This window comes from Vibrio sp. 1CM7H (assembly GCF_023161645.1).
Lineage (GTDB): Bacteria > Pseudomonadota > Gammaproteobacteria > Enterobacterales > Vibrionaceae > Vibrio > Vibrio diabolicus.
The window spans coordinates 304,422-329,447 of sequence record NZ_JALNTV010000002.1; the positions used below are offsets into that span (position 1 = coordinate 304,422).

General features: G+C 44.6%; 20 protein-coding genes. 13 read left to right on the forward strand and 7 right to left on the reverse strand.

Annotated elements, in window-relative coordinates; translation table 11 throughout:
- Positions 1 to 242 precede the first annotated feature (242 nt).
- From MSG33_RS09725 to MSG33_RS09775, 11 genes are all read left to right on the forward strand, one after another.
- The gene (locus MSG33_RS09725; protein ID WP_248380835.1) at positions 243 to 1,766 is read left to right on the forward strand and encodes a sigma-54 dependent transcriptional regulator; all 1,524 of its coding nucleotides are present in this window, start codon (positions 243 to 245) and stop codon (positions 1,764 to 1,766) included.
- Complete coding sequence (locus MSG33_RS09730) at positions 1,741 to 2,811, forward strand: glycosyltransferase family 4 protein (protein WP_248380838.1); 1,071 nt, start codon at positions 1,741 to 1,743, stop codon at positions 2,809 to 2,811. The genes MSG33_RS09725 and MSG33_RS09730 overlap by 26 nt, the downstream gene beginning before the upstream one ends.
- 155 nt (positions 2,812 to 2,966) lie before the next feature.
- Complete coding sequence (locus MSG33_RS09735) at positions 2,967 to 4,151, forward strand: glycosyltransferase (protein WP_248380845.1); 1,185 nt, start codon at positions 2,967 to 2,969, stop codon at positions 4,149 to 4,151.
- Between the two features lie 11 nt (positions 4,152 to 4,162).
- The gene (locus tag MSG33_RS09740; RefSeq protein ID WP_047008757.1) at positions 4,163 to 5,335 is read left to right on the forward strand and encodes a glycosyltransferase family 4 protein; all 1,173 of its coding nucleotides are present in this window, start codon (positions 4,163 to 4,165) and stop codon (positions 5,333 to 5,335) included.
- On the forward strand, positions 5,328 to 6,758 hold the full coding sequence (locus tag MSG33_RS09745; protein ID WP_248380846.1) for a lipopolysaccharide biosynthesis protein: 1,431 nt from the start codon (positions 5,328 to 5,330) through the stop codon (positions 6,756 to 6,758). Before MSG33_RS09740 ends, MSG33_RS09745 begins: the two co-directional genes overlap by 8 nt.
- Positions 6,755 to 8,119 (forward strand): O-antigen ligase family protein, encoded by a 1,365-nt coding sequence (locus tag MSG33_RS09750; RefSeq protein ID WP_006742945.1) that lies wholly within the window; start codon positions 6,755 to 6,757, stop codon positions 8,117 to 8,119. The genes MSG33_RS09745 and MSG33_RS09750 overlap by 4 nt, the downstream gene beginning before the upstream one ends.
- Positions 8,120 to 8,234: 115 nt before the next feature.
- Positions 8,235 to 9,359 carry a glycosyltransferase gene (locus tag MSG33_RS09755; protein ID WP_248380847.1) on the forward strand — a complete coding sequence of 375 codons (1,125 nt, stop codon included), beginning with the start codon at positions 8,235 to 8,237 and terminating at the stop codon, positions 9,357 to 9,359.
- A complete protein-coding gene (locus tag MSG33_RS09760) occupies positions 9,356 to 10,789 on the forward strand; it encodes a chain-length determining protein (protein ID WP_006742947.1) in 1,434 nt (477 codons plus the stop codon). Before MSG33_RS09755 ends, MSG33_RS09760 begins: the two co-directional genes overlap by 4 nt.
- A 220-nt stretch (positions 10,790 to 11,009) precedes the next feature.
- Complete coding sequence (locus tag MSG33_RS09765) at positions 11,010 to 12,128, forward strand: glycosyltransferase (protein WP_248380849.1); 1,119 nt, start codon at positions 11,010 to 11,012, stop codon at positions 12,126 to 12,128.
- Positions 12,121 to 13,308, forward strand: coding sequence for a glycosyltransferase family 2 protein (locus tag MSG33_RS09770; protein ID WP_046875243.1), 1,188 nt, complete (start codon positions 12,121 to 12,123; stop codon positions 13,306 to 13,308). Before MSG33_RS09765 ends, MSG33_RS09770 begins: the two co-directional genes overlap by 8 nt.
- 10 nt (positions 13,309 to 13,318) lie before the next feature.
- Complete coding sequence (locus tag MSG33_RS09775; RefSeq protein WP_005394228.1) at positions 13,319 to 13,957, forward strand: sugar transferase; 639 nt, start codon at positions 13,319 to 13,321, stop codon at positions 13,955 to 13,957.
- Positions 13,958 to 13,976: 19 nt separating this feature from the next.
- On the opposite strand, the gene MSG33_RS09780 is transcribed toward MSG33_RS09775, so the two are convergent.
- From MSG33_RS09780 to hrpA, 5 genes are all read right to left on the reverse strand, one after another.
- Complete coding sequence (locus tag MSG33_RS09780) at positions 13,977 to 14,366, reverse strand: ATP-binding protein (RefSeq protein ID WP_248380850.1); 390 nt, start codon at positions 14,364 to 14,366, stop codon at positions 13,977 to 13,979.
- Between the two features lie 121 nt (positions 14,367 to 14,487).
- Positions 14,488 to 16,068 (reverse strand): BCCT family transporter, encoded by a 1,581-nt coding sequence (locus MSG33_RS09785; RefSeq protein WP_005394224.1) that lies wholly within the window; start codon positions 16,066 to 16,068, stop codon positions 14,488 to 14,490.
- A 372-nt stretch (positions 16,069 to 16,440) separates the two neighbouring features.
- Positions 16,441 to 16,956, reverse strand: coding sequence for an outer membrane beta-barrel protein (locus MSG33_RS09790; RefSeq protein WP_005394222.1), 516 nt, complete (start codon positions 16,954 to 16,956; stop codon positions 16,441 to 16,443).
- Positions 16,957 to 17,155: 199 nt separating this feature from the next.
- A complete protein-coding gene (locus MSG33_RS09795) occupies positions 17,156 to 17,635 on the reverse strand; it encodes an outer membrane beta-barrel protein (protein WP_005394221.1) in 480 nt (159 codons plus the stop codon).
- Between the two features lie 182 nt (positions 17,636 to 17,817).
- Positions 17,818 to 21,804: an ATP-dependent RNA helicase HrpA gene (gene hrpA / locus MSG33_RS09800; RefSeq protein ID WP_248380852.1), complete on the reverse strand. Its 3,987-nt coding sequence runs from the start codon at positions 21,802 to 21,804 to the stop codon at positions 17,818 to 17,820.
- Between the two features lie 185 nt (positions 21,805 to 21,989).
- On the opposite strand from hrpA, the gene MSG33_RS09805 reads away from it, so the two are divergent.
- A complete protein-coding gene (locus tag MSG33_RS09805) occupies positions 21,990 to 22,574 on the forward strand; it encodes an FMN-dependent NADH-azoreductase (RefSeq protein WP_167426600.1) in 585 nt (194 codons plus the stop codon).
- 75 nt (positions 22,575 to 22,649) lie between these two features.
- Here MSG33_RS09805 and MSG33_RS09810 read toward each other — a convergent pair whose 3' ends face one another.
- Together MSG33_RS09810 and MSG33_RS09815 are read right to left on the reverse strand one after the other, a co-directional pair.
- Entirely contained in the window at positions 22,650 to 23,066 is a 417-nt protein-coding gene (locus MSG33_RS09810) for a hypothetical protein (RefSeq protein ID WP_248380854.1), read from the reverse strand.
- A 65-nt stretch (positions 23,067 to 23,131) separates the two neighbouring features.
- Positions 23,132 to 24,436, reverse strand: coding sequence for a MipA/OmpV family protein (locus tag MSG33_RS09815; protein ID WP_248380855.1), 1,305 nt, complete (start codon positions 24,434 to 24,436; stop codon positions 23,132 to 23,134).
- 237 nt (positions 24,437 to 24,673) lie between these two features.
- Here MSG33_RS09815 and MSG33_RS09820 point away from each other — a divergent pair, with 237 nt between their 5' ends.
- Positions 24,674 to 25,024 carry a hypothetical protein gene (locus MSG33_RS09820; RefSeq protein WP_005377676.1) on the forward strand — a complete coding sequence of 117 codons (351 nt, stop codon included), beginning with the start codon at positions 24,674 to 24,676 and terminating at the stop codon, positions 25,022 to 25,024.
- Positions 25,025 to 25,026: the final 2 nt, after the last annotated feature.

Consider the following 25,026-nt stretch of genomic DNA (forward strand, 5'->3'; position numbering starts at 1 on the left):
CACTTATTAAAGTGCGATGCCGATATCATCTAAGACATTTACAATTTAACTTAATCAATTAAAAAGTATGGATTTTTCGCAAATTTCCCACCTTGTGCTAATACTTAGATAACGCTTTTCTCAAATTGAGAATATTCAGCACTAGAGAGCACTAAGCCATATAACTCGCTCATCACGCCAAATACAAATAATAGTGCTGACAAAAATCATAAAAATGAAACGAACTACGTTGGGATAGGACTATGAGACCAAGGGTGTTACTGGTAGAAGACTCTACTTCACTAGCCATACTTTATAAGCAGTATGTCAAAGACGAACCTTATGACATTTTTCATGTCGAAACAGGTCGCGAAGCAATTCAATTTATTGAAAGAAGCAAACCTCAGCTCATCATTCTCGATTTGAAACTGCCCGATATGTCTGGTGAAGACGTGTTGGATTGGATCAACCAGAATGACATTCCTACCTCAGTTATTATTGCTACAGCGCACGGCAGCGTAGACTTAGCCGTTAACCTAATTCAAAAAGGTGCGGAAGATTTCTTAGAAAAACCTATTAACGCCGATCGCCTAAAAACTTCTGTTGCATTACACCTCAAACGCGCCAAATTGGAAGATTTAGTAGAAAACATTCAGTCCAAGTTTGATCGCCATAACTATCACGGATTCATCGGTTCAAGCCTCCCAATGCAGGCGGTATATAAAACCATTGATGCCGTTGCTCCAACATCTGCCAGTGTCTTTATTGTGGGTGAAAGCGGCACAGGTAAAGAAGTCTGTGCTGAAGCCGTGCACCGTCAGAGCGATCGTAAAGACAAACCTTTTATTGCTATAAACTGCGGGGCTATCCCACGAGATTTAATGGAAAGTGAGATTTTTGGCCATGTTAAAGGCGCATTTACCGGAGCCACAACAGACCGAAAAGGTGCTGCGACGCAGGCTCACGGTGGTACGCTTTTTCTCGATGAACTGTGTGAAATGGAACTTGAGATGCAAAAGAAGTTGCTCCGTTTTCTTCAAACAGGAACCTACACACCGCTTGGCGGCACTCGAGAGATGAAGGTGGATGTCCGAATCATTTGTGCCACCAACCGAGATCCATTAACAGAAGTGGAAGAAGGTCGTTTTCGTGAAGATTTGTATTACCGTGTACACGTAATACCTATCGATATGCCCCCTCTGCGCGAGCGAGGAAGTGACATCGTCACGTTAGCCAAACACTTTTTGACCACTTATGCTAAACAGGACAAAAAGAAATTCTCAACAATCGACAGCGAAGCTCAACATATCATCAAGCACTACGAATGGCCGGGTAATGTAAGGCAATTGCAAAACATCATACGTAACATTGTGGTGCTTAATAATGACGAAAAAGTCACGGTGAATCACCTACCCGCTCAACTGACTAGAAAGTCTAAAACGGTGAGAACATCCACTCCCGCACATGTAACTCAAGAGCCAGCAACCCCTCCAACAATAACATCCCAACCTGTGTATATTGAGGAACAATCGGCCCCCGCTAGAGAACCGTCAATACCGACACCGGAACCTAACATACAATCCTCAGCGGTTGCCTCGCCGTACTTTAACTCTGATGGAACCATTCGCCCTATGTGGCAAGTGGAGCGTGAGGCGATTCAAAACGCAATCGCATACTGTGATGGCAACGTACTCAATGCCGCCGTAATGCTGGAGCTAAGCCCATCTACGGTTTACCGAAAAAAACAAGCGTGGGAAGCGGATGAAATTAATCTCGAACAATCTTGAGAAACTTGCCGTTGGTGAAATTTGGATTTTTCTTGATAGCCGCCTGTTTGGCGGTATCGAAAGTCACGTCATAGAGCTTGCTCGTGGATTAATGACATTTGGGCACAAAGCACGTGTTGTCTTAACGACTGAGTACTCGCCACCAGCACAGATTGTAGAGAAAGCAGAAGAATCCACCATCCCTGTGAGTTACTTGAACCATTTGTCTGGTGAGCCACATAAGGCATTAAAGATCAAACACCTAACAAGCGCGGTCGCCAATCACCAACCATCGGTCATTCACTCCCACGGTTACAAAGCGTCAATCTTAGCGCGCTGTGCCAAGCTACTCACGCGCACATTTCCTCGCTTGATTTCAACTTATCATGCAGGAGAATCATCCTCGGGCAAAATGTGGCTCTATGATTGGCTTGATAGAAGTTCAGGCTACCTCTCTAACCACTGCTTTTCCGTCAGCCCAAGCATTCAGCGCAAAGTCATTTTCCCTTCGGAACTGCTGAATAACTTTGTTTCGATTCCCGATTGTAATCTCAACTATCAAGAAATCGCCTTCGTCGGCCGATTGAGCCAAGAAAAAGGTGCCGACCAATTTATCGAAGTGGCTAAGCTCTGCCCAACACTGCAGTTTAGTGTTTACGGTGATGGACCCGAAAGAGAATCACTCGCCCACATTGCCCCTTCAAATGTGACATTTTTCGGTCATCAAACTGAAATGGAGACCGTTTGGAAAAACATTGGCGTGCTGGTAATTTCTTCTCGCTATGAAGGCCTGCCTATGGCGGCGCTTGAAGCAATGGCTAGAGGAATAGTCGTGATGAGCCTACGCGTGGGTCGCTTGCCCGATATTATCCAAACTGGCGAAAATGGCTTTATTGTCGATGACGTCCCATCTCTCGCTCAATGCCTTAAACATTGGATGTCTCTTGATGAAGCGCAGCAATCTCACATTCGTCAAAACGCTCGGCAGACCATTATTGATGATTTCTCGGCGCAAAGCGTTATTCCTGTATTGCTACGAAAATATCAAATTGAAACGGAGCAATAAGCCATATTGGTTCTCAATATGAGAATATTGCTTATCCCCTTAAGGCCAAGCACAAATATCTAATAATATTCAAACACATAAACTAATGGCATATTTTGGCATCTCTGTTGCAACTCAGCAGTTAACACAAGTTAATGATGAGACAGAGGTGACTTATGACTACTCCAAAACGCATTCTATATGTTCATTATGGTGATAACTGGATTCGCGGCAGTGAAGTGGTACTTCTGGATCTCATCTCAGGGATTGACCGTGATAAGTTTGAGCCATTCGTGTGGTCAAACTGCCAGCCACTAATCGATAAGTGTCAATCGCTCGGAATTGAAGCGGAACATTCTGTTTTCAATCTCGTTGGTGGCTGGAGTGCACCTCGCTGGGATATTAGCGGATGGAATAGCCTTATCAAACAGGGCTCAGCACTGATTGAAAAACACAATATCGACTTGGTACACGTTAATAGCGGTGGTCCTTGTCAATGGATGTGCTTGGCTGCACGCATGAATCACATCCCACTTGTCACCCAACTTCATTGTCACTATACATTGCGAGATCGCTTCTCTCTTGGGTTACACCTCTCCCCAAAATTGATTTGCGTTAGTAAAGATGTCGGTCGTGAAATTATTCAGGACGGTTACCCAGAAGACCAGCTTTATGTTGTGCACAACGGTGTATCGCTTCTGGACTCTGATACGCCCATTGATATCAAGGCTCACCTCGGAATACCTCCACAAGCGTTTACCTTTCTCTCGGTAGGTTCGTTGATTAAAAGAAAAGGATTCGACCGCCTTATTCGCGCTGTGCGCATGCACAATTACCATCACGATAATCCTCATCTTGTTATCGTTGGCGATGGCGAGGAAAGAGAAACATTGCAACAACTTGCTTCGGATCTTGGTATCCAAGACAGAGTCCACTTTGTCGGGGAAAAAAGCAATGCAGGTGCATGGATGTCTGGGAATGCAGACGCTTTTATTAGCGGCGCCTATGAAGAGGCCTTTGGTCTCGTGCTCGGGGAAGCGGCTTTAGCTCAACTGCCTATCGTGGCTCCTAAAACGGGAGGCATTCCTGAGTTGTTCGAGCATAATCACTCTGCACTACTGTACCAGAATCGCGGAATGGCAAGCTTATTAAACGCTATCCAACAAGTCATGCAAGATGTAGCTCTAAGAAACAAGCTAGCTGAAAACGCCTATCTTCATGCTAGCCAAAACCTCACGACTGCAGCATCTATAAGCGCCATTGAACGTATTTATGAAGGTGAGCTTGAGAACAACAGTATTACACCAATGCCAATGACTCACTGCATGAAGCCTCTTTCACGCTGGTTGAGTATCAATTGAGGAGCCCAGTCATGAAACGTGTATTAATGTTCGACGCCATCCCAATGCAAGGTGGTTCTAAGATTGCGAATGCAGAGCTCCTCAAACAGTGCGATAAACTGAACGTAATTGGTTATCTGCTGACCACGAACCCAGAACATTGGGAGTCACTGCTTAGTGATACGCCTCGTGTGCAGATTATCAAAATCAAACCATCACCACTGAGCTCCACTCATGGCCTCACTTACTGGTTAATGAACGCGTATTACTTTATCCAACTGATTTTTGCGTGCATGAAACTACCAAAGATAGATAGCTTTTTAGGTCTATCTTGCCCAAGTAATGATATGCCTTTGTACTTACTAAGATTAATCAGCAAAAAGCCTGTGGTACAAATGGTTCATGGTCCAATTGGTCGTTCAAGATCTTCCGGCTACTGCTTGGTAAAAGCATCCGCAATTTATTACTTGGCAAACACCCGAGAATCGATGCTAGAGGCCTTACAGGTCTACCTCAAAACAGAGAAACCAGCCACTGAACGCTATTGGTGTGGTTTGAATGCTTCTACGTTTGTTAACGGACTATCGAGAGACCGCTGGCCAAAACAAGCAAATCCGATTTCAAACCGCGTCTTCTGGGCAGCTAGCTTACTAAAATGGAAGAACATCGATCTTTTTCTTGATGCTTTAACACTTGATAAGACAAAAGAGATCAAATCTACCGTGTGTTACATCAAACCAAATGTGGCAGGTGTGGAATATTCAACACCAGATTTCACCACCAAAGGTGTTGAATGGCATGAATGCCCAGATAACCTAGATGACCTACGCTCTCAGTGTGGTGTGTTTGTTTCCACCAGTGTTAACGAACCTTTTGGATTATCCATTCTAGAAGCTCTCGCAGCAGGCATGTGCATCGTCATCCCACATGATGATAGCTACTGGGATCGCGTATTGACGCATGGCCGCAATTGCATCAAGTACACACCAAACAATGTGGCGTCGTTACATAACGCAATTCGCCTTTTGAATGAGTCTCCATGGATGAAAGTGACAATGGGTATCGAAGCTCTCAACGTTTCTCAACTTTATACGGCCGAACGTTGTTATCTGCCAATCGCTCAGCACCTTGCAGCAGAATCCGCACCGAATGGCGATTGTAAACTCAAAACACCGCGATACATCAAAGGATATGACCATGTCTAAAGCAATGACCAATATGTCGCTGTTCGCTATCGCGTTAGTGATAAACAAAAGCATCAGCTTAATCATGCTGCCTGTATTGCCCCACTTTCTCTCACCAGAACAAATGGGCAAGCTTGAACTGCTTACCACCTTTGGCGTTGTCACAACCTTATTCGTCAGTTTCGCTTTGCATGAAGCGCTGTATCGATTCGTCGGGGTTGAAAAGGATAAAAATACGCGCACAAGCCTACTAAACCAGCTGTACTCACTTGCTTTGTTCATCGCTGGCATCGTGGCTTTATGCCTACTCGCTATCATTATGCTCGCGCCTATTCCTGCGCCTTTTACGCGAGTCGAGTTTGCTATTATTATGTTTGCTATCGTTCTAGAAGGCAGTATCGCAATCGGCACAGCTTGGTTGAGAACACAGGACGACAAAGCAAGAACCCTACTTAACGTCATGGTGACTACCACTGTTTTTCAGGTCATTTTCATCATCACGGCGCTGTCTGTTCACCCACATGTTATTTCTGTTTTATGGGGTGGCTTGTTGGCTGCTATTACTCAGTTTGTCTGGCTGCACATCATTAACCGCTACAGCATGACTCTGCCAAGTATGACAGTGGCGAAACAATACCTAAATTACTGTCTGCCAATGATGATGGCTGGATTGGTTGCGTTTTGTCTCAATGGCGCTGAACGCTGGTTCATCGGCGCGAACGCCTCACTTGCGACCTTAGGGATTTACGCGATAGCCGTAAAATTTGCGGTTGGCATGTGTATTTTAGTTCAGCCATTTGGCATGTGGTGGATGCCACGTCGATTTAATTACCTAGAAGGTCGTAAGAGTACAGAAGCTGTGCGCATCACTCATCTAGGCATGATTTACATTACAGGGTTAAGTGTTTCAGTCGGCACATTAGCAATGGTGATGATCACTTACCTGTTACCAGAAACCTATCATGAGGCGGTACTGTTCAGCTTGTTTTTACTGCCTATCGCTATGCTAAAAGAGTGGAGCGAGCTCATTAATATTTCCATTTTGTACAAGCGTCGTACTCGCTGGTTACTGGGTATTAATGTCGTCTCAGCATGCGTTGCAATTGCTTTGCTGTTTGGCCTATCGTCCCTGGGTATCTATGGAGTTTTCATTGCGCTTTATTACGCTCAACTGTGTAAGCTTGGCCTTACTTATGTGGTAGGTCAACAATGCATGCCGTTGCCTTTTCACCTAAGTCTGATGGTTTTATTGCAGATTATCTCCGGTGTGGCACTGTTCCTGCTTCACTCTTCACAATCAATAGGCATCGCCATCGCAATTTGCATTTTGACATGCACTTTGCTGGCAGGGATAGCTACTCGCTATATGAGTAAAGAGACGCTAAATGCGCTCACTCGATACATGGTGAAGTGGCGTGGACAGGTGAAGAGATACTCGTTATGACTGAAACCAAGGTGAGAAGAAAGCAGTCCATCGCAGCGCTGACGATTACCGTCTGTATCGGCCTGCTTTGGATTGTTATGCCTCACCCTATTTTGATTGTCGCACTATGTTTCGCCCCGCTGGCTTTACTGTTCGTTCTCAACCAAACGTTTTGGCTTGTCACGCTGTTCGTTATTTTTTCATTCTTCCGTATTCATGAAGCGTTTCCCGTTATCTATAACTTTAAGATCCCATTGCTACTATCACTAGGGGCACTGGCCGCACTTGCTTTCCACCTTTTGATAAGTCGCCAGCTTACGGCTTTTTGGCACCCTTCATTAAAATGGCTGTGCATATTTTGGGGGCTGGTGATCATCGGCATCGTCTTCGCATCCAGTCGTGACATTGCCATTACAGTTTTCAAAAATACCTATTGGAAAATCATCATTATGACATTGGCGATCACCTGGCTTATTACCAAGCCTGCTCAGTTAGCACAAATGTCGAAAGCAATAATTTTCGCCGGATTGTTGATTGGTTTAGTCGCATTACAAAACGCAGCGAATGGCATTGATTTAGTCGAAGGCACGCGCGTATCGATTGGACGCTCAATAGGTTCAGTACTCGGCGATCCGAACGACTTGGCGCTGGTATTAATGTTTCCCCTCGCCTTTACCGTTAGTCAGTTGATGGAGAAACGTTCACCTAAGCATCTCCGACTCTTCGCACTTGTTACCTGTTTGGTATTGTTTTTTGCGATTATTGAGACACAAAGCCGCGGGGGCTTGTTAGGCTCTCTATCGGTATTTGCGTACTTTGCCTTTAAGCATATCAAAAGCAAAACGTTAGTCTTAGTACTAGGCGCCGTCGCAGCCATCGTACTCTACGCATTTGCTGGTATCTCAGGGCGAGAATCGGGTGGCGCAGCCGAGGATGGTATAGATGCCTCTGCGATGGGGCGACTTTACGCGTGGGAAGCCGCATTTAAAATGGCTCTCCACCATCCGTTAACTGGGGTTGGGCTTGATAATTTCTACTTCAATTACTATTTCTATAGCCCTCACTGGGATGGTATCAATCACGCCGTACACAGTACTTGGTTTGGCGTATTAGCAGAAACGGGGTTTGTTGGACTCGCCGTGTTCATTACATTGATTGTGTCATTGATTCGAACCTCTTTGCATTCTATTTCACTACTGACGCCAACATCGGATTACACCCTCTCTGTTGGAGCAAACGCAGTCTTAAGTGGGCTTATCGGGACCATCGTATCAGGTACTTTCCTCACTCAAGGTTTCACTTGGCCAATTTACATTCTGGCAGCATTAACGGTTGTCGTTAGCCGAATCGTTCAAAGTGATTGTCAAAATGAGAAACCCTAATTTCAAATACCAATAGAAAGTCTAATTACTTGTTTTATAACAAATAAATCCTTGGCACGTATTGTGATTACTCTCTTGATTAGTAATCAAATAACGAAGACTCAAGGAGAGCTACATGACAGACATCGTAGTATTTGGAGAAGATTTTGGCGGGCTACCCTCCTCCACTCAACACATTGTCAAACGACTAGCAACGAGCCACCGCATCCTTTGGGTTAACTCAATCGGTCTGCGTCAACCTAGGCTGACCGCTAAAGACATGCAACGTGCGTTAAACAAGCTCACTCGTGTGTTTAATAACGCTGGATCGCATAAGCCAACGTTAGAGTCTGAAATAAACCCAAATATTCACACCATTAACCTACTCACTATTCCTGCTCCAAGTTCTGCGCTGGCAAGAAAAGTAGCGGCTAAGATTATGAAATACCAGCTCAATAAACAGTTACACGCTCTTGGTTTTGATAAGCCTATATTTTGGACATCTCTCCCGACGGCCGCAGATGTTTGTGCGGAAATGAATTCACGTGGGCTAATTTACTATTGTGGCGATGACTTTAGCGCTTTAGCTGGTGTTGACCACGACACGGTTGCCAAGCATGAACGTACACTGGTTAACACGGCTGATGTGATTTATACAGCAAGTGACAAACTCGCCACTCAATTTCCATCTGGTAAAACCGTCACTTTGCCTCACGGTGTCGACTTTAGTCTATTTTCTGAGCCAGCACCTAAGGCTGAAGATTTTCCTAATAATGGTCGCAAAGTGCTGGGCTTTTATGGCAGTTTGTCTGAATGGTTAGACTACGACTTAATTGCCCAAGTCGCAGACCAAGCGCCTGACTGGGATCTCGTGTTCATCGGCCCCAACGAGTTCAGTGATAATCCACTTCCACAAAGAAGCAACATATACTACCTGGGCCCGAGAGCGCATCACACTCTGCCACGTTACTCTCAACACTGGGATGCCAGTTGGTTGCCCTTTGTTGATAACGCTCAAATCAAGGCATGTAATCCGCTTAAACTTCTTGAGTACTTGGCAACAGGAACCCCTGTTATCAGCACACCCTTTCCCGCATTAATGCCCTACAAACATATGCTCCATGTGGTTCAAGATGTCGAAGACGTGCGTGCCAGTCTCGATCACCTCCTACCGCCACCGACAGATTCAAAGTCATTTGTTCAACAGCAAAGCTGGGAAGCAAGAGCCAACCAAGTTGATAAATTAGTGAGGGCGCTATGAACGATTTAAGAGAAAACCTCAGTGTACTGTTACATGGAGCTTGGAGACGTCGCTACATGATCGTTATTCCTATGCTTGTATTGCCTGTGCTGGGTTTCATCGTAAGTAAACTGGTTCCGACGACTTATGTCGCTCATACCAGTATGCTTATCCAAGAGACAGCGAAAATGAACCCATTCCTTCAAGATCTTGCCGTCTCAACCATGCTGAAAGATCGATTGAGCGCACTCAGTACCTTGCTAAAAAGCCGACATGTTTTGTACTCAGTTGCAAAAGAACAAGCGCTGATTAGTGACGAAATGAGTGCCAAAGAGCAAGAGTTCATCATTAAAGATCTCGCGTCGCGTTTGTCTGTTCAGCAGCTTGGTAAGGACTTCATTCAAATCCAATTACGAAGTGGCAAACCGAATGGCATGGAGTCGATGTTACTCTCCGTCAGCGAACATTTTGTCGAACAGCTTTTAGCTCCTGAACGATCTTCAATTAAAGATTCAAGTCACTTTTTAACCATCCATATTAATAAACGCAGAGAAGAGCTGGATAAAGCAGAGCAAGCGTTCGCGGAATACAAGAATACTTACTCTCACGCGACGCCTGAAATGCAAGCACAAAGCCTGACTCGTCTGGCAAGCCTTAAACAAACCTTGGCAGAAAAAGAAGCGGAGCTTGCTGGTGTTACCCGAAGCCTAGGTAGTTTGGACCAACAACTTTCTAAAACCAACCCGGTTATCGGTAAGCTTGAAGAACAAATCATCGACATTCGTAGTGAGCTCACTTTGCTTCGCGCCAAGTACACTGAGGCGCATAGCATGGTTCAAGGCAAGCTACGAGAGTTAAACCGCTTGGAGCAAGAGCGCTCAGTACTATTGAACTCTAAACAACCGGAATTAAACAGCGCCCAACTTTGGGATATCGCAAGCAATACCACCGTAAACAGTCTTGGAGAAGCTCAGCCTCTTCTGGTCTCTCAGCTTCACCAACTGCAAATTATGCGCGGACGCTTTGAAGCCCTCACAGAAGAAACCAATAGCTTACGAACAATGATTCAAGAGTTAGAAAGTAATGCGCATCGATTTGGTAGCACAGCAACAGAAATCAACCGCCTAGCTCGTGATGTCGCGGTAAAAAGAGAAATGTATGATGACCTTGTGGAGCGTTATGAAATGGCTCAATTAACTGGTTCACTTGGCGTATTTGAAGAGAATAAACGCGTGAAAATCATTGATGAACCTTTCACACCAACCATTCCGTCTAACTTACCTAGTTTTGTGTTTGTTATTTTAGGGTTTATCGGTGGCGCGGGTTTGGGCATTGGATTAGCGACGATACTTGAGTTAGCAGATAACTCTATCCGCTCTAAAAGAGCATTAGAAAAGCATCTTGGCGTTCCTGTGATCACCACTCTACCTAAAGTGGTATACGGAAGCTAACAGCCGTTAACACTCCATTACAAGCACTCGTTCAGCGAGTGCTTTTCTTTTTGTGCTTATTCTAACTCCGTGTAAGGTTTCCACTAATATGAATCTCAAATTGAGAATAAACATCGCCCTTCATATGCATTGTCATTAACCTCATGTTTTTAAACACTTAATTTATTGGCACGCAGTCTGCAATTCCTAAATAAACAAAGAACTCAACGAGGGTTTGAGAATGGAATTCAGACAAAAACAAAATAGCACTCAACGCAATAAAAAAGTGATATTACACGTCGTGCAGCACTTAGCTCCTGGCGGTTTGGAAACGCTCGTATTAGAGATGCTTCGTTTTGCGCAACCAAATCATTCCGTGTTTGTCGTAAGTTTAGAGGGAAGCAAAGCGCAAGCACTGCAATGCTGGTCAAAACTCTCGGCCTACCAAGGCCAACTGCACTTTCTCAATAAGAAACCTGGATTCAGCGGGACAACCATCAGTACGCTGACTTCCATGCTCAAAGGACTTAAGCCTGATGTGGTCCACACTCACCATATCGGACCACTCTTATATGGTGGGATTGCGGCACGCTTAGCGCAGGTGCCAGTAATTATCCATACTGAGCACGACGCCTGGCATCTGAATAACAGAAAGTCAGCTCGACTGCAGTCCCTACTGCTAAAAATGATTCGTCCACATGTGGTTGCCGATGCGAACTTTGTCGCCGAACAAATCCAGACAAAACTGAATTACCGCAAAGTCTGCACCATTCACAATGGAATCGATTGCCAGAAATTTCAAAGCGGTAATCAAGCAACCAAGAGAAACTTGTTTGGGCTTCCAGCCAACAAAACCGTGATTGGAGTAGCTGGACGTTTAGAAGCAGTTAAAGGCCATAAAGTGCTTATCGAAGCCTTCTCTCATCTTACGCCAAACACACACCTAGCCATTGCTGGAGATGGTTCTCAGAGAGCTCAATTGGAAGCACAAGTTAGAACGTTAAAACTTGAGGATCGCGTTACCTTTTTAGGCTTGGTCGATGATATGCCCAGCTTTTACCAAAGCCTCGATTTATTTTGTTTGCCGTCGCTTCAAGAGGGCTTCCCCCTCTCAACACTAGAAGCTCAAGCATGTGACATTCCTTGTGTCGCAACCGATGTGGGTGGCGTGAAAGAGACGCTCTGCCCGATTAACAGCACATTGGTTGAAGCCAACCGAGTGTTCTCTTTGGCGGAAGCTTTGTCGCTGCAATTGAAATCAACCCATGGTTCTCCTCGAACTTTTATTCTCAAACATTTTGATATCAGAGACATGGTGAGTCGCTACTCACGTTTGGCCAAGGAGGCTAGCTATGAATGATTTACTTTGGATTACAGGTTTTGGTTTATCCGCATTTTTGATTGTCTATCATCATGTTGGTTATCCATTGCTACTTAAATGGCTTCCTTTAAAACAGCAAAAAACCACAGCACCATTTGTAGAGCGAGCTTACAAAGCCTCTCAAACAGACAGTCAGTTACCATCTATTACTGTCATCGTGCCCGCCTACAATGAAGAACAATGGATAGCAGAAAAGATCCGCAACCTTGCGAGCTTAGATTACCCAAGAGATAAATTGAAAGTGGTGATCGCATGTGATGGCTGCACAGATAACACAGCCGAGATTGCTCAAGCGACGATTCAAGAAGCAATCTGCTCCGATACACTGTTCATCATTAATGACCACCAAGTCAATCGCGGTAAAGTTGCCCTACTCAACGAAGAAATGCGTCATGTTAGCTCGGACATTACCGCACTGAGTGATACATCGGCATTGATTTCTTGCGATTCTCTGTTGCTAGCTAGTCAGCATTATCAAAATGAGAAGGTTGGAGTGGTTAACGCGACATATCAAATAATGAGTACCGATAACCAAGGTGAAGCAGCGTACTGGCAATACCAGTCTCGAGTGAAGCACCAAGAATCCTTGCTGGGTTCAACGATTGGTTCTCACGGTGCGTTTTATACATTCAGAACCCACCTATTTGAACCACTTGAAGTCAGCACCATCAATGACGATTTTATTCTCCCTATGAGAATCGTTTTGCGAGGCTATAACGCTATCTACGAACCTAACATGCTAGCTCTTGAACTCGAACAAAGCTCAGACGACGCAGACTTCAAGCGACGCCTAAGAATTTCAGCGGGTAACATGCAGCAGCTCATGCAATTAAAGAAATTACTGCTACCTCGCTATCGTGGCACTGCCTTTGCATTTCTATCGGGAAAGGTTCTGCGCTTAGCAACACCCTATTTGATGATTGTTTGCTTGGTTTGTTCACTACTACTGGCACACAACCCGCTTTTTCAAGTAATGCTGCTCGCTCAAGCCTGTGTTTATGGTATCGCACTTGTCACTTACTTGGTGCCTGCACTTAACACAGTCAAACCTTTTAAACTGATTAGCTACATCGTCATTGGTCATCTCGCCAATTTCATCGGCGGTATGAAGTATTTGCTAGGAATGGAAAATGGACGTTGGAAACGCGTCAACCAATAAGGAAAGCATCATGAAAAACTCACGCTACGATTCAAATGTATGCCACGCGAAAAGAACGTTTGATGTACTGGTTGCAATGTTTATTTTGCTCGTCACTGCACCACTATTCCCATTTATCGCGCTAGCTATAAAAATCACATCGAAAGGCCCAGTGATCTATCGTCAACTACGTGTTGGGCGCTGTACACCAGAAAAAATGGATCTTTTTCAGATCATGAAGTTTCGCACCATGTATATTGATGCGGAGCAACGCTCCGGTGCAGTTTGGGCAACCGAGAATGATCCTCGAATCACACCAGTAGGACGTTTTTTACGTAAGACGCGTTTAGATGAGTTACCACAGCTGTTTAATGTGTTGAGAGGTGAAATGTCTATGATCGGGCCACGTCCAGAGCGCCCTGCTTTCTACCAAAAGTTGGAAGATGAAATCCCTTATTTTGTAGAACGCACATATGGCGTATTACCAGGAATTACAGGCCTAGCGCAAGTTAACCAAGGCTATGATGCTTGTATTGAAGATGTACGACGTAAAGTTGGTTTTGACCACAGTTACGCACTCAGCTTGGGTTCGTTCTACTCTTGGATTTCAATGGACCTTTCAATCATGAGTAAAACATTCGTTGTGATGATTGACGGACGAGGTCAGTAACCCCTGGTTCTGGTAACGATCACTCTTGCCACTGGCGTCGCATCTTTTCGATGGTCGCTGGTGGCACATCATGAATGCTTTGATACGCTCCGCGACACACCTTAACTTCCACCTCAATGCTCTTCTTCACGCAATAGTCCAAGTAACGCTTCATCTCCCAGTGCCGAACAAACGTATTACTCACAATCACGACTTTCCCTTTGTTCAACCACTTTCGAGTTTGCTGAAAACACCATTCATGCGCTTGGGGTAACTCAGTTGGATTAAAGTGATAATCACCTTCATCATTTTCAAAATACATGTCAGCTTCAAAATGCTTAGCACCAAGCTCTATCGCCAATTGCTTTGCTAAGGTTGTTTTACCTGAACCTGGAAGTCCACGAATAAGAATGAGTTTAGCCAGTGACATAATGCTGTTAAATGAGGTGGGAATAATCCCAAACTGTAACGGAATTATTGAAAAAGAAAAGTAGAAATAAAAAATGCCGAGCGCATTAGGCTCGGCATTTAAATTCAATAGTGGATAGTGTTTATTTGTAAGCTGACAGTTCGGTTCTTAACCCTTTAACCAAGCTTACACACATCAACAACAGAACAAAGGTAAACGGTAATCCTGTTGCAACCACGCCTGACTGCAATGCTTGCAAGGCTTCTTTGCCACCAACCCAAAGCATAACGGCTGCAATTGCACCTTCAATACAAGCCCAGAAAATACGCTGTGGAATTGGTGCATCAATCTTACCGCCCGCAGTGATACTATCGATAACCAGTGAGCCAGAGTCTGATGATGTAATAAAGAACACCAGAATCAGCACGATAGAAAGCATTGAAATCACTGAGCTATACGGTAGCGCATCGTAAACATGGAACAGAGTCAGTGAAATATCAGTTAGACCATTTGCACCTAGCTCCCCCACTTTATTCACCACTTGGTCAAGCGCGATACCACCGAATACAGACATCCAAATCAAGGTAACGACAGTAGGAATAACGATCACTGCGAACAGGAATTCTCGAACCGTACGACCTTTAGACACACGCGCGATAAACATACCAACAAACGGTGACCAAGATACCCACCAAGCCCAGTAGAATACCGTCCAGCCGTGCATCCAAGTTTCATCTTCACGACCGTGGGGGTTGCTCAACGGAATAATATTTTCAATGTAAGCCATTGTTGTGTCGCGTAGCGAACCCCACGCCGTATCAAACGTGATAAAGGTAATAAAAATAAGCAGGGCAAACGCAACCACCATATTGACGTTACTCAGTAGCTTAACACCACCATCAATACCACGAATTACTGACAGCACCGCGATAAAGGTAACAAAGGTGATCACAATCATTTGTGTACCAATGCCGCCTTCTAGACCAAAGACATGGTTAATACCACTGGTCGCCTGCTGAGCACCGAGACCCAGCGACGTTGCAAGACCAAACAGCGTGGATAAAACGGCAAGAATGTCGATAACATGTCCTAGCCAACCCCATGCTCGGTCACCAAAAATTGGATAAAACGCCGCGCGCAATGAAAGCGGTAAACCCTTGTTAAAAGCAAAAAACGCAAGTGCTAGTGCAACGAGTGCGTAAATACTCCAGCCATGCACACCCCAGTGGAACATGGTGGCACCCATTGCGAGAGATTTCGCTTCTTCGGTGTATGGCACTGCGTTCAGTGGCATTCCCCACCAATCAGTGAAGTACGCGGTCGGCTCCGCCACACTCCAGAACAGAAGGCCAATACCCATACCAGCTGCAAAGAGCATCGACAACCAAGAAACGGTTGAGTGATCCGGCGTTGCTTCTTTGCCACCTAAGCGGATTTTACCCAGCGGAGAAAAAAGAAGAGCAACAGCGAATAATAAGAAGAAGTTTGTCGACCACATAAAGAACGCATCAAACTGTTCGATAATTCCGTTTTTCAGACCGTTTAATACATCACGAGCAGTGGTTGGCTCAACAAGAAGAAGTGAAATTAGACAGAAAACAACGAGACCCGCACTGATGCCAAAAACGGGGTTATGTATGTCGAATCCCCACTTTTGAACGTTGTCCTGTCCAACCTGATAGTCTGTTGTGTCGATACTATATTTTTTAAATGCATTATCCATAAATACAAATTTAACGTGAATTTGAAACGCCCCTCAGGTGAGAAGAACTCCAATACCGCCCTCCATTAATTTGAACTCTAAAGTTTTAAAGCGGGGCGAAGTTTAGCAGCAATCACATATTTTTGCAAAAAATCGCCATTTATTGCATTTTTGGCTCAGTTAAAGGCAGATGAGAACAAAGTAATATCAACACAAAAATTATGAGGTCTAACGATTGATTTTATCGTAATTTGATCGTTCGAAAAGCACTGGAAATACTTGCGCTCTGTGGCTTTATCATTGATGGGCGCGTAAATTGAGATAAGTAACACTGACTTGGTTTCAAAGATAGCGATGAAACCAAGTCAGTAAAGTTTTCATAGAGACTGATTATTATAGGAAATGGAAGGTAATATTCCCCGTCACACTGCTCACGGTGTCACTATCGCTGTCAATATCCACGCCAAACGCTTGATAGCTTGCCCCAATAGAAACATTATCGAGCAAGAAGTATTCGGCACCGACACCATACATGTAGGAGACACCATCATCTTTATCTAGATTTCTCAGTCCGCCGTCATAATCAACATTGAATGCATTGATGCCACCTTTGGCATAGACATGAAGCGGCCCAAAGTCGATGCTTGGTTTCGCTGCTAAATAGAATGAATCAAAATCAGCACTACCCCTGCTGCCACTCAGTGATAAATCCACCTTGCCGTGATTAAAGTAACCTGCTTCAATGCCAATGAATGGCAAAATACCAGTACCTACATGAATACCGTAGGTTGTATCGTTTTCGCTATCAATATCAGATTGACCAATTTGACCGCCAGCGTAAATCCATGAGTCAGCCATTGCTGATGTTGAGCACAACGTTAGAGCTAATAACGAGAGTGTTTTTTTCATACTATCCCTTCCTGAGCGATTCCTAAGCGAAACATTACGCAAATATGCGCATTTAATCGCCACTATATATTGGAAAGCATGAGCATTTTAAGATCCAAAAGTGAATAATTTATGTTCTACTTTTGTTTTGTAACTTCCAGACAAAAAAACACCGACATAAAGTCGGTGTTTTTCATATGGATGTTAGAAAGCTAGACGCTTATAGGAAATGCAGTGTTGCGTTAACAGAGAACGTGCCGATATCGTCTTTACCCGCCGTGTAGTTCATGTAGCTAGCACCAACAGACATCGGACCAAAAATGAAGTACTCAGCACCTACACCGTACATTAGATCCAAATCGTCATCGTCTTTACCGCCTTTCACTTCTTTGTCCCACTGGTGGAAACCACCTTTTGCATACACATGCAGTGGACCAAAGTCGATGCTTGGCTTAAGTGCTGCGTAGTAAGACGTTAGCTTAGTGTCTTGACCATTTACGTTAAATTCACCGTGTTGCGTTACACCAGCTTCAATACCAATGATAGGTAGAATGCCTGTACCAACGTGAACAGAGTATGATGTATCCGTCTCACCTTTGTAGTCAGACTGACCTACTGTTGCACCACCGTAAATCCAAGAATCTGCCATTGCCGCAGAAGATGCGCCAAGTAGCGCCACTGCTAATAGAGTTTTTTTCATCATCTACCTTTACTCTTTATTATTCCCACGTCTGCATAACTCAGTCGTTGGTACTACAAATAAAGGGAGGCGAACCATTGCCTCCCAGAACTAAAAATTTACGCTTATTGAGTTACTAGCAATTAGTGTACCAGTAACCTCATACGCGATAATTACAAATCTGACGCTATTTTACTGGTTGATTAGCAAGCATCAATCGCGTTTTTGACTCGTTTATCAGAAACAGGATAAGGAGTGCCTAATTGTTGAGCAAAGTAACTCACTCGAAGCTCTTCAATCATCCAACGCACTTCTTTTACGTTTTCAGGAATGGCCACGCCTTTCGGGATCTTGTTCAGCAACTCCTTATAGTCTTGAGTCACAGATTCAATCTTCAGCATATGTAAACGATCTTTGTTTGGATCGATTGGCAACTTCTCCATACGACGCTCTATCGCACGCATGTAGCGAAGAATATCCGGCAAGCGTTTCCAGCCACATTCCGTCGCAAAACCTTTGAAGATCAAGCCTTCAATTTGTGCTTTGATATCCGACAGAGCAAACGCCATTGTGAAGTCGATTTTGCCTTTTAGCTTCTTATTGATGCTGAACGCCGTTGTCAGAATAGTCTCAACCTGTTTCGCGATCTCTACGACGGTATCACCCAGTTCAGCACGAACGTGTTCTTTCAACGCTTCGAACTTCTCTGGTTCCCAAACTAAGCCACCCTGCTCTTCAATAAGCTTATCGACACCACAGGCGATACAGTCATCAATCAGATCAAGCACTTTGCCGTAAGGGTTAAAATACAAACCCAACTTCGATTTGTTCGGTAAGTTAGCGTGCAAATATTTAATTGGAGACGGCACATTCAACAAAATCAAACGACGCTGACCAGCACGCATTGCCGTTATCTGCTCGTACTCCGTTTCGTAGAGTTTGATTTCAACGCTGTCTTTGCTATCAACAAGTGCTGGATAGGCTTTTACATCGTAGCCACCACGTTTTTGTTGATACACTTTCGGCAATTCACCGAAGCTCCACGTATGCAGACCTTGCTGTTCAATATCGTCATCTGCCACTTTGGAAAGCGTTTCTTGAACTTTGTCTTTCAAGCTCTCTTTCAATTCGTGAAGGTCTTTATGTTCCTTCAGTTTGCGATTTCGATGATCAACCGCTCGGAACGTGACTTTCAAGTGTTCAGGCACCTGTTCCAAGTTCCAGTCTTCACGCAACACTTCTACACCCGTCATGCGGCGCAGTTCTTTTTCTAGCGAGTCTAGCAGCGGCGCTTCCATTGGTGTTACGCGTGCTAAGAATGCATCGGCATAGTTCGGCGCAGGTACAAAGTTCTTACGAATCGTCTTCGGCAGCGATTTAATCAAACTAACAATAAGCTCATGACGCAAACCCGGGATCTGCCAGTCAAAGCCCGCTGGTTCAACTTGGTTTAAAATCGGCAACGGCAAATGCACTGTGACACCGTCACTATCATCGCCTGGTTCAAATTGGTAACTCAACTTGAGCTTCAAACCATTTTGATGCCAGAAGTTCGGGTAATCCAAGTCGGTGACATGACTAGCGTCGCCCTTGAACAGCATCTCTTTTTCAAAGTTCAGCAGTTCAGGATCTTCTTTCGATGCTTTTTTCCACCACGTATCGAAATGTTTACCAGACACCACTTCGGTACCAACACGTTGGTCATAGAAATCAAACAGCTCATCATCATCCACCAAGATGTCACGACGACGAGATTTGTGTTCAAGCTCTTCCACTTCTTGCAGAAGCTTACGGTTTTGCTTAAAGAACGCGTGTTTGGTTTCCCACTCGCCTTCCACCAGCGCACTACGAATAAAGATTTCTCGGCTAACGGTCGAATCGATACTGCCGTAGTTCACCAAACGTTTCGGTACGATTGGCACGCCGTAAAGCATGACTTTTTCGTGCGCCATCACCGCCGCACGTTTCTTCGACCAATGCGGTTCGCTGTAACTGCGCTTGATAAGGTGTTTGGCTAATGGCTCAATCCATTCCGGCTGAATCTTGGCAATGATACGGCCCCAAAGTTTCGAGGTTTCCACCAACTCGGCTGACATTATCCACTTAGGTTGTTTCTTAAATAGACCCGATGCAGGGAAGATATGGAAACGAGCGTTGCGCGCGCCTTGATATTCATTCTTTTCTTGGTCTTTCATACCGATGTGCGACAACAAACCAACCAAGATCGCACTGTGTACGCCATGGTAAGACGCAGGCTCATCGTTCAGTTTGAATTCCATTTCACGCATCGACTGGTGAATTTGGAAGTACACATCTTGCCACTCACGCACGCGCAAGTAGTTCAAATAGTCTTGCTTACATTGCTTGCGGAACTGGTTGCTAGACAAGGCTTTTTGCTGCTTTTGGATGTATTCCCACAAATTTACAAACGTCAGGAAGTCCGACTCTTCATGGAAGAAACGACGGTGCTTGTCATCTGATGATTGTTGTTTGTCTGAAGGACGCTCGCGTGGATCTTGAATCGACAAGGCCGCTGCAATGATCATCACTTCTTTAAGCGCACCATATTTTGGCGCTTCCAAAACCATACGCGCCAAGCGTGGATCGATTGGCAAACGCGCTAATTGGCGACCAATGGAAGTCAGGCGTTTTTTCGGGTCTTTTACCTCAGAATTAATCGCGCCAAGCTCTTCCAGCAAACGAACACCATCTTGGATGTTACGTTTGTCCGGCGCTTCCACAAATGGGAAGGCTTGAATGTCGCCCAAGCCAAGTGCGGTCATCTGTAAGATAACCGATGCTAGGTTGGTACGCAGGATCTCGGGATCGGTAAACTCTGGGCGCGACTCAAAATCTTCCTCTGAGTACAGACGGATACAGATACCATCTTCCACACGACCACAACGACCTTTACGTTGGTTCGCACTCGCCTGAGAAACCGGCTCAATTGGAAGACGCTGAACCTTAGTTCGGTAACTGTAGCGGCTAATGCGCGCCGTGCCCGGGTCGATAACATACTTGATGCCCGGAACGGTTAGCGAGGTTTCTGCCACGTTGGTTGCCAGTACAATTCGGCGACCAGTATGAGGTTGGAAAATCTTGTTCTGCTCGCCCGCCGACAAACGCGCGTAAAGCGGCACAATTTCGGTGCTCTTCAGATTGCGTTTAGACAGTGCATCTGCGGTATCACGAATTTCACGCTCACCGTTCATGAAGATCAGGATGTCACCTAAACCTTCATCGCACAATTCGTCGACCGCTTCGAAGATGCCTTCAAGTTGGTCACGATCATTGTCGTCATCACCGCTTAGTGGGCGGTAACGGGTTTCTACTGGGTAAGTACGCCCTGACACTTCAATAATTGGTGCATTGTTGAAGTGTTTTGAGAAGCGCTCTGGGTCGATGGTTGCCGACGTGATGATCACTTTCAAATCAGGACGACGTGGTAGCAACTCTTTCAAGTAACCCAAGATGAAATCGATGTTAAGGCTGCGCTCGTGCGCTTCATCGATAATAATGGTGTCGTATTGATTCAAGAAACGGTCATGCTGAATTTCAGCCAGCAAGATACCGTCCGTCATCAATTTGATTTGGGTATTTTCAGAGATCTGATCGTTGAATCGAACCTTGTAACCAACAAATTCACCAAGCTTGGTTTCCATCTCTTCAGCAATACGGTTCGCAACCGAGCGCGCCGCAAGACGACGAGGCTGAGTATGACCAATCAAACCGAATTTGCCACGACCAAGTTCTGCACAGATCTTTGGCAACTGAGTGGTTTTACCTGAACCGGTTTCACCCGCGACGATAACCACTTGGTTTTCTTCGATCGCTTTAGCGATGTCGTCACGCTTTTGGCTGACGGGCAGAATTTCTGGATATTCAATCGTTGGCTTGTAGCTGCCACGTTGCTCAGCAACCATCATTGATTTGGCAATGTCGAGTGCAATTTCATCAAACACAGCATTACGTGCTGCATCTTTCTTAATTTTGCTCGCACCAGAAATGCGTTTACTTAAACGGAAGCGGTCACGCATCATGCACTGGCTTAACGCTTTGCGTAGAGACGCCGCGCTATTCACTTGAGCCTGAGGTGCTTTATCTTGTTTCGCTGTCGCCTTTTGCACACCATTTGACGGTGTCGCTTGCTCTTCAGCGGGATTCTTTTTTGGGGGCTGTGACGAAGTCAAAGCGTTTCCTATTCTTTTCATTACAAAAACTGCGCGGATTGTATCACACAAGATCTGCAACAAGATAACCGAAACCACATTCAAATTTTTCGAACATGTTCAGCGAATCCCTATACTTTTTAACCAACGTGCCTCGCTTATAATGGCTCCCATAGTCAAAAGCACTTATTTAAGGAATAACCATTATGTCTCGTGTACTAGCTCTAAAATCAAGCATCCTTGGCGATTACTCTCAATCAAACAAACTGGTTGAAGACTTCATCAAAAATGTAGACCAAGACAAGCTAACTGTTCGTGATTTGGCTGCAAACCCATTACCAGTTTTGGACTTCGCCGTTGCCACTGCACTTCGCGCAACGGAAGATCTTTCACAAGAACAACAAGAGGTTGTCGAACTGTCGGATACCCTTATTGAAGAAGTAAAAGCCGCAGACACTTTGGTTATTGCCGCACCAATGTATAACTTTACGATTCCGACTCAGCTTAAAAACTGGATTGATTTGATTGCTCGCGCTGGCGTGACATTCAAATACACAGAAAACGGCGTTCAAGGCCTGATCGAAGGTAAGAAAGCGATTGTCATCACGACTCGCGGTGGTATCCATAAAGATTCACCAACAGACAACGTCACACCATACCTGCGTACCGTGCTAGGTTTCGTTGGTATCACTGATGTGGAATTTGTTTATGCGGAAGCGCTAAACATGGGTGAAGATTTCGCTGCGAAAGGCATTTCTGAAGCGCAGAGCCAACTTGCAGCGATAGCGTAAATTGGCCTAAGCTAGATAGTAGAATGTAAATAACAAGGGATTGGTTCGCGCCAATCCCTTGTCGATCAAAATACCCTAATCGTGTTTAGAAGTTATCTTATTTCTCCCAGAGCGATTCACTTTCTCTAAGTTGTGTAGCGCTTCGTGATAGAGCTTTTCCAAAGACTGCTCAGCTTCGTTTATCATATTCTCAATCATCGCATCAAACGCGACATCACTCGGAATTTCGAGATCGTCTCCAACGTCAACCTCAAGAGAATTGACGTACAACACTAACCATTCATCACTCTCTAAATGTCCTTCCCCGTGGACGAAAAAAAAGCGCTTGGCAAATTCATCGTTGGTACAGTTTATGGCCTCAATTTGAATATTGAATGAGGAGTCGATACTCATGGTGCTCATGCCATCCGATTCATCAGATGCATCACAAACAGCCTTAACTTTGGCACGATACACGAAGGTTCGCGTTGAAAGCAGCATTGTATTATTCATCATTACTCATAATGGGCGATAAAGAAGTCAGTTGCAAATCCGACCTATATGCATCTTACGATGCTCTAAAACTCGAACTGGAAGTAAATTGTATTGTAGTTGCTTCCGCCTTTAATGCGCCCAAACTGGGACGCACTTTCGAAAATTGCTGAGCGGTGATGCAATGAATAACCCACCCACATATTTTCCCAGTTTTTTTGGTTGAATAAGTCACCTATATTTACATCAAACGAGAAGTCTAAGTAGTTCAGTAGCTTACTTGGTGTATAACCCTTGTCTTCCATTTCGGTTCCTTCGATGTAGGTAATGTTGTCGACGTATGACATACCTTCCGCAACACCAAATCGCCAAGTCGTTGGCCAATTAACGGTATAATAAGCCTTAATCGCCATCACGTATTCTGTGCTCGCGGACTGTACACTGGACGACCAGTGATGAACCAAACCTGGCGTTAAATAAATATCAAGAGGAAAACCAAACAACTCGTCCGTTAGCGGGTGCCCATAAAATAATGAAGTAAGTTGATTGTCGTATGGGTCTTTTTCTCTCTCAAAGCTAAATATTTCACCAATATTTGAAGGCGTCGCCCAACCATGCGCGATACGTAGGTATGGTTTATTGCTCAGTGTTGATTTCGGAGCTTTGCCTTTATCGTTGAAAAAGCCAAAACCGACAAACACTTCACCTTGATATCGGTCCTCTACAAGCTGGCTGTTGTAGGCATTATCATCTAAGCGAGTGACACTCGTCTCCCCCAATAAATACAAGTTGGAAGTCACATGATAACGCGCTTTGATGCCGAGGTTGGCGTCAAGTCCTGCTCCAATTCTTTCCCCAGTAACATCTTTAAACGCATAATATTCACTGTTGAAGTCAGCGTCTTTGTATCGAATCGTGATAGATGGCTCTAACTCCCAATCACCAAACGCATAATTAGCGGCAAGGCGATAATTAGAGTGAAACTGGAGTTCATCGTCCGTCATTAGTTCTACTTCCGCGCGCCAGTTGTCGTTAATGCTATAACGAACTTGACCACCAAAGTCGACTCTGTCCCCTTCATTGGCATTTTGTAGCGACATGGGAATATCAACAAATCTCAATCGCATGATCGCACTCGCGCGCCAGTCAGAATCACTCTCGTCATACAGAAAAACGCCGCCTTCAATGCCATTGATATACAAATGCTCGTTTTCAAAGAACATCATTGGTACAAATGTACTCACCGTCGAGTCATTATCGGCGGTATAAAACGGGATCGATGCGGTGCGATACATCGCTGCAATTCCCCACGTTTGCTCTTCTACACCATACGCAGAAGAAGTCATCGCAGCTAAAGGCAAAGTGAGTGTTGTTAGAATTAATCTCTTCATGAGTTCGAAAAATGTTGGTTGAGAAGCAGGCAAACATCAATGATTTGCCATTTAAAGCTTATGTTCTTCTGATGATAGCCGTTACAATGACAAATGTTGTCATCCTCGTGACAGTTTGAGTCCCAAGATTATATTAATATTGCACGACTAGATGAGCTTATTTGTGAATATTTTTACTATCGTAACAAGCTCTTAAAACTCTAGCTTAGTTCTAAATCAAACATAATGAAGTAAAAAGTGAAAGCATCAGAACTTATCTCTACCTTGAATCATTTACCCGCAGACACGGACCCAGACATTGTGATGGGAGAAGCATGGCTGCCTGAAAGGTTGATAGGGACTCAACTTGATGGTGACATGTTATTTTTGCACTTTGATAATGCTCCAGAAGATGGTCAGGGAGACGAAGAGGGACGCGGCTTCGTCGAGCACGAAATAGATCTAATCAGAACGCGACTTCAGCAGATTTTGGATGAAGACAGTGATAACGCGTCAAAAGCCGATGCCATGCTAGGTTTATTCCTTATGGGACATGAACTTAGCAGTTCACAAGTTATCGAAATATTAGAAGAAGAAGCTGACACATAAGG

What these genes read in the sequence shown, in the direction of transcription:
- MSG33_RS09725 (WP_248380835.1), top strand. Translation starts at nt 243, where the DNA reads ATGAGACCAAGGGTGTTACTGGTAGAAGACTCTACTTCACTAGCCATA.
- MSG33_RS09730 (WP_248380838.1), top strand. Translation starts at nt 1,741, where the DNA reads ATGAAATTAATCTCGAACAATCTTGAGAAACTTGCCGTTGGTGAAATT.
- MSG33_RS09735 (WP_248380845.1), top strand. Translation starts at nt 2,967, where the DNA reads ATGACTACTCCAAAACGCATTCTATATGTTCATTATGGTGATAACTGG.
- MSG33_RS09740 (WP_047008757.1), top strand. Translation starts at nt 4,163, where the DNA reads ATGAAACGTGTATTAATGTTCGACGCCATCCCAATGCAAGGTGGTTCT.
- MSG33_RS09745 (WP_248380846.1), top strand. Translation starts at nt 5,328, where the DNA reads ATGTCTAAAGCAATGACCAATATGTCGCTGTTCGCTATCGCGTTAGTG.
- MSG33_RS09750 (WP_006742945.1), top strand. Translation starts at nt 6,755, where the DNA reads ATGACTGAAACCAAGGTGAGAAGAAAGCAGTCCATCGCAGCGCTGACG.
- MSG33_RS09755 (WP_248380847.1), top strand. Translation starts at nt 8,235, where the DNA reads ATGACAGACATCGTAGTATTTGGAGAAGATTTTGGCGGGCTACCCTCC.
- MSG33_RS09760 (WP_006742947.1), top strand. Translation starts at nt 9,356, where the DNA reads ATGAACGATTTAAGAGAAAACCTCAGTGTACTGTTACATGGAGCTTGG.
- MSG33_RS09765 (WP_248380849.1), top strand. Translation starts at nt 11,010, where the DNA reads ATGGAATTCAGACAAAAACAAAATAGCACTCAACGCAATAAAAAAGTG.
- MSG33_RS09770 (WP_046875243.1), top strand. Translation starts at nt 12,121, where the DNA reads ATGAATGATTTACTTTGGATTACAGGTTTTGGTTTATCCGCATTTTTG.
- MSG33_RS09775 (WP_005394228.1), top strand. Translation starts at nt 13,319, where the DNA reads ATGAAAAACTCACGCTACGATTCAAATGTATGCCACGCGAAAAGAACG.
- MSG33_RS09780 (WP_248380850.1), bottom strand. Translation starts at nt 14,366, where the DNA reads ATGTCACTGGCTAAACTCATTCTTATTCGTGGACTTCCAGGTTCAGGT.
- MSG33_RS09785 (WP_005394224.1), bottom strand. Translation starts at nt 16,068, where the DNA reads ATGGATAATGCATTTAAAAAATATAGTATCGACACAACAGACTATCAG.
- MSG33_RS09790 (WP_005394222.1), bottom strand. Translation starts at nt 16,956, where the DNA reads ATGAAAAAAACACTCTCGTTATTAGCTCTAACGTTGTGCTCAACATCA.
- MSG33_RS09795 (WP_005394221.1), bottom strand. Translation starts at nt 17,635, where the DNA reads ATGAAAAAAACTCTATTAGCAGTGGCGCTACTTGGCGCATCTTCTGCG.
- MSG33_RS09805 (WP_167426600.1), top strand. Translation starts at nt 21,990, where the DNA reads ATGTCTCGTGTACTAGCTCTAAAATCAAGCATCCTTGGCGATTACTCT.
- MSG33_RS09810 (WP_248380854.1), bottom strand. Translation starts at nt 23,066, where the DNA reads ATGAATAATACAATGCTGCTTTCAACGCGAACCTTCGTGTATCGTGCC.
- MSG33_RS09815 (WP_248380855.1), bottom strand. Translation starts at nt 24,436, where the DNA reads ATGAAGAGATTAATTCTAACAACACTCACTTTGCCTTTAGCTGCGATG.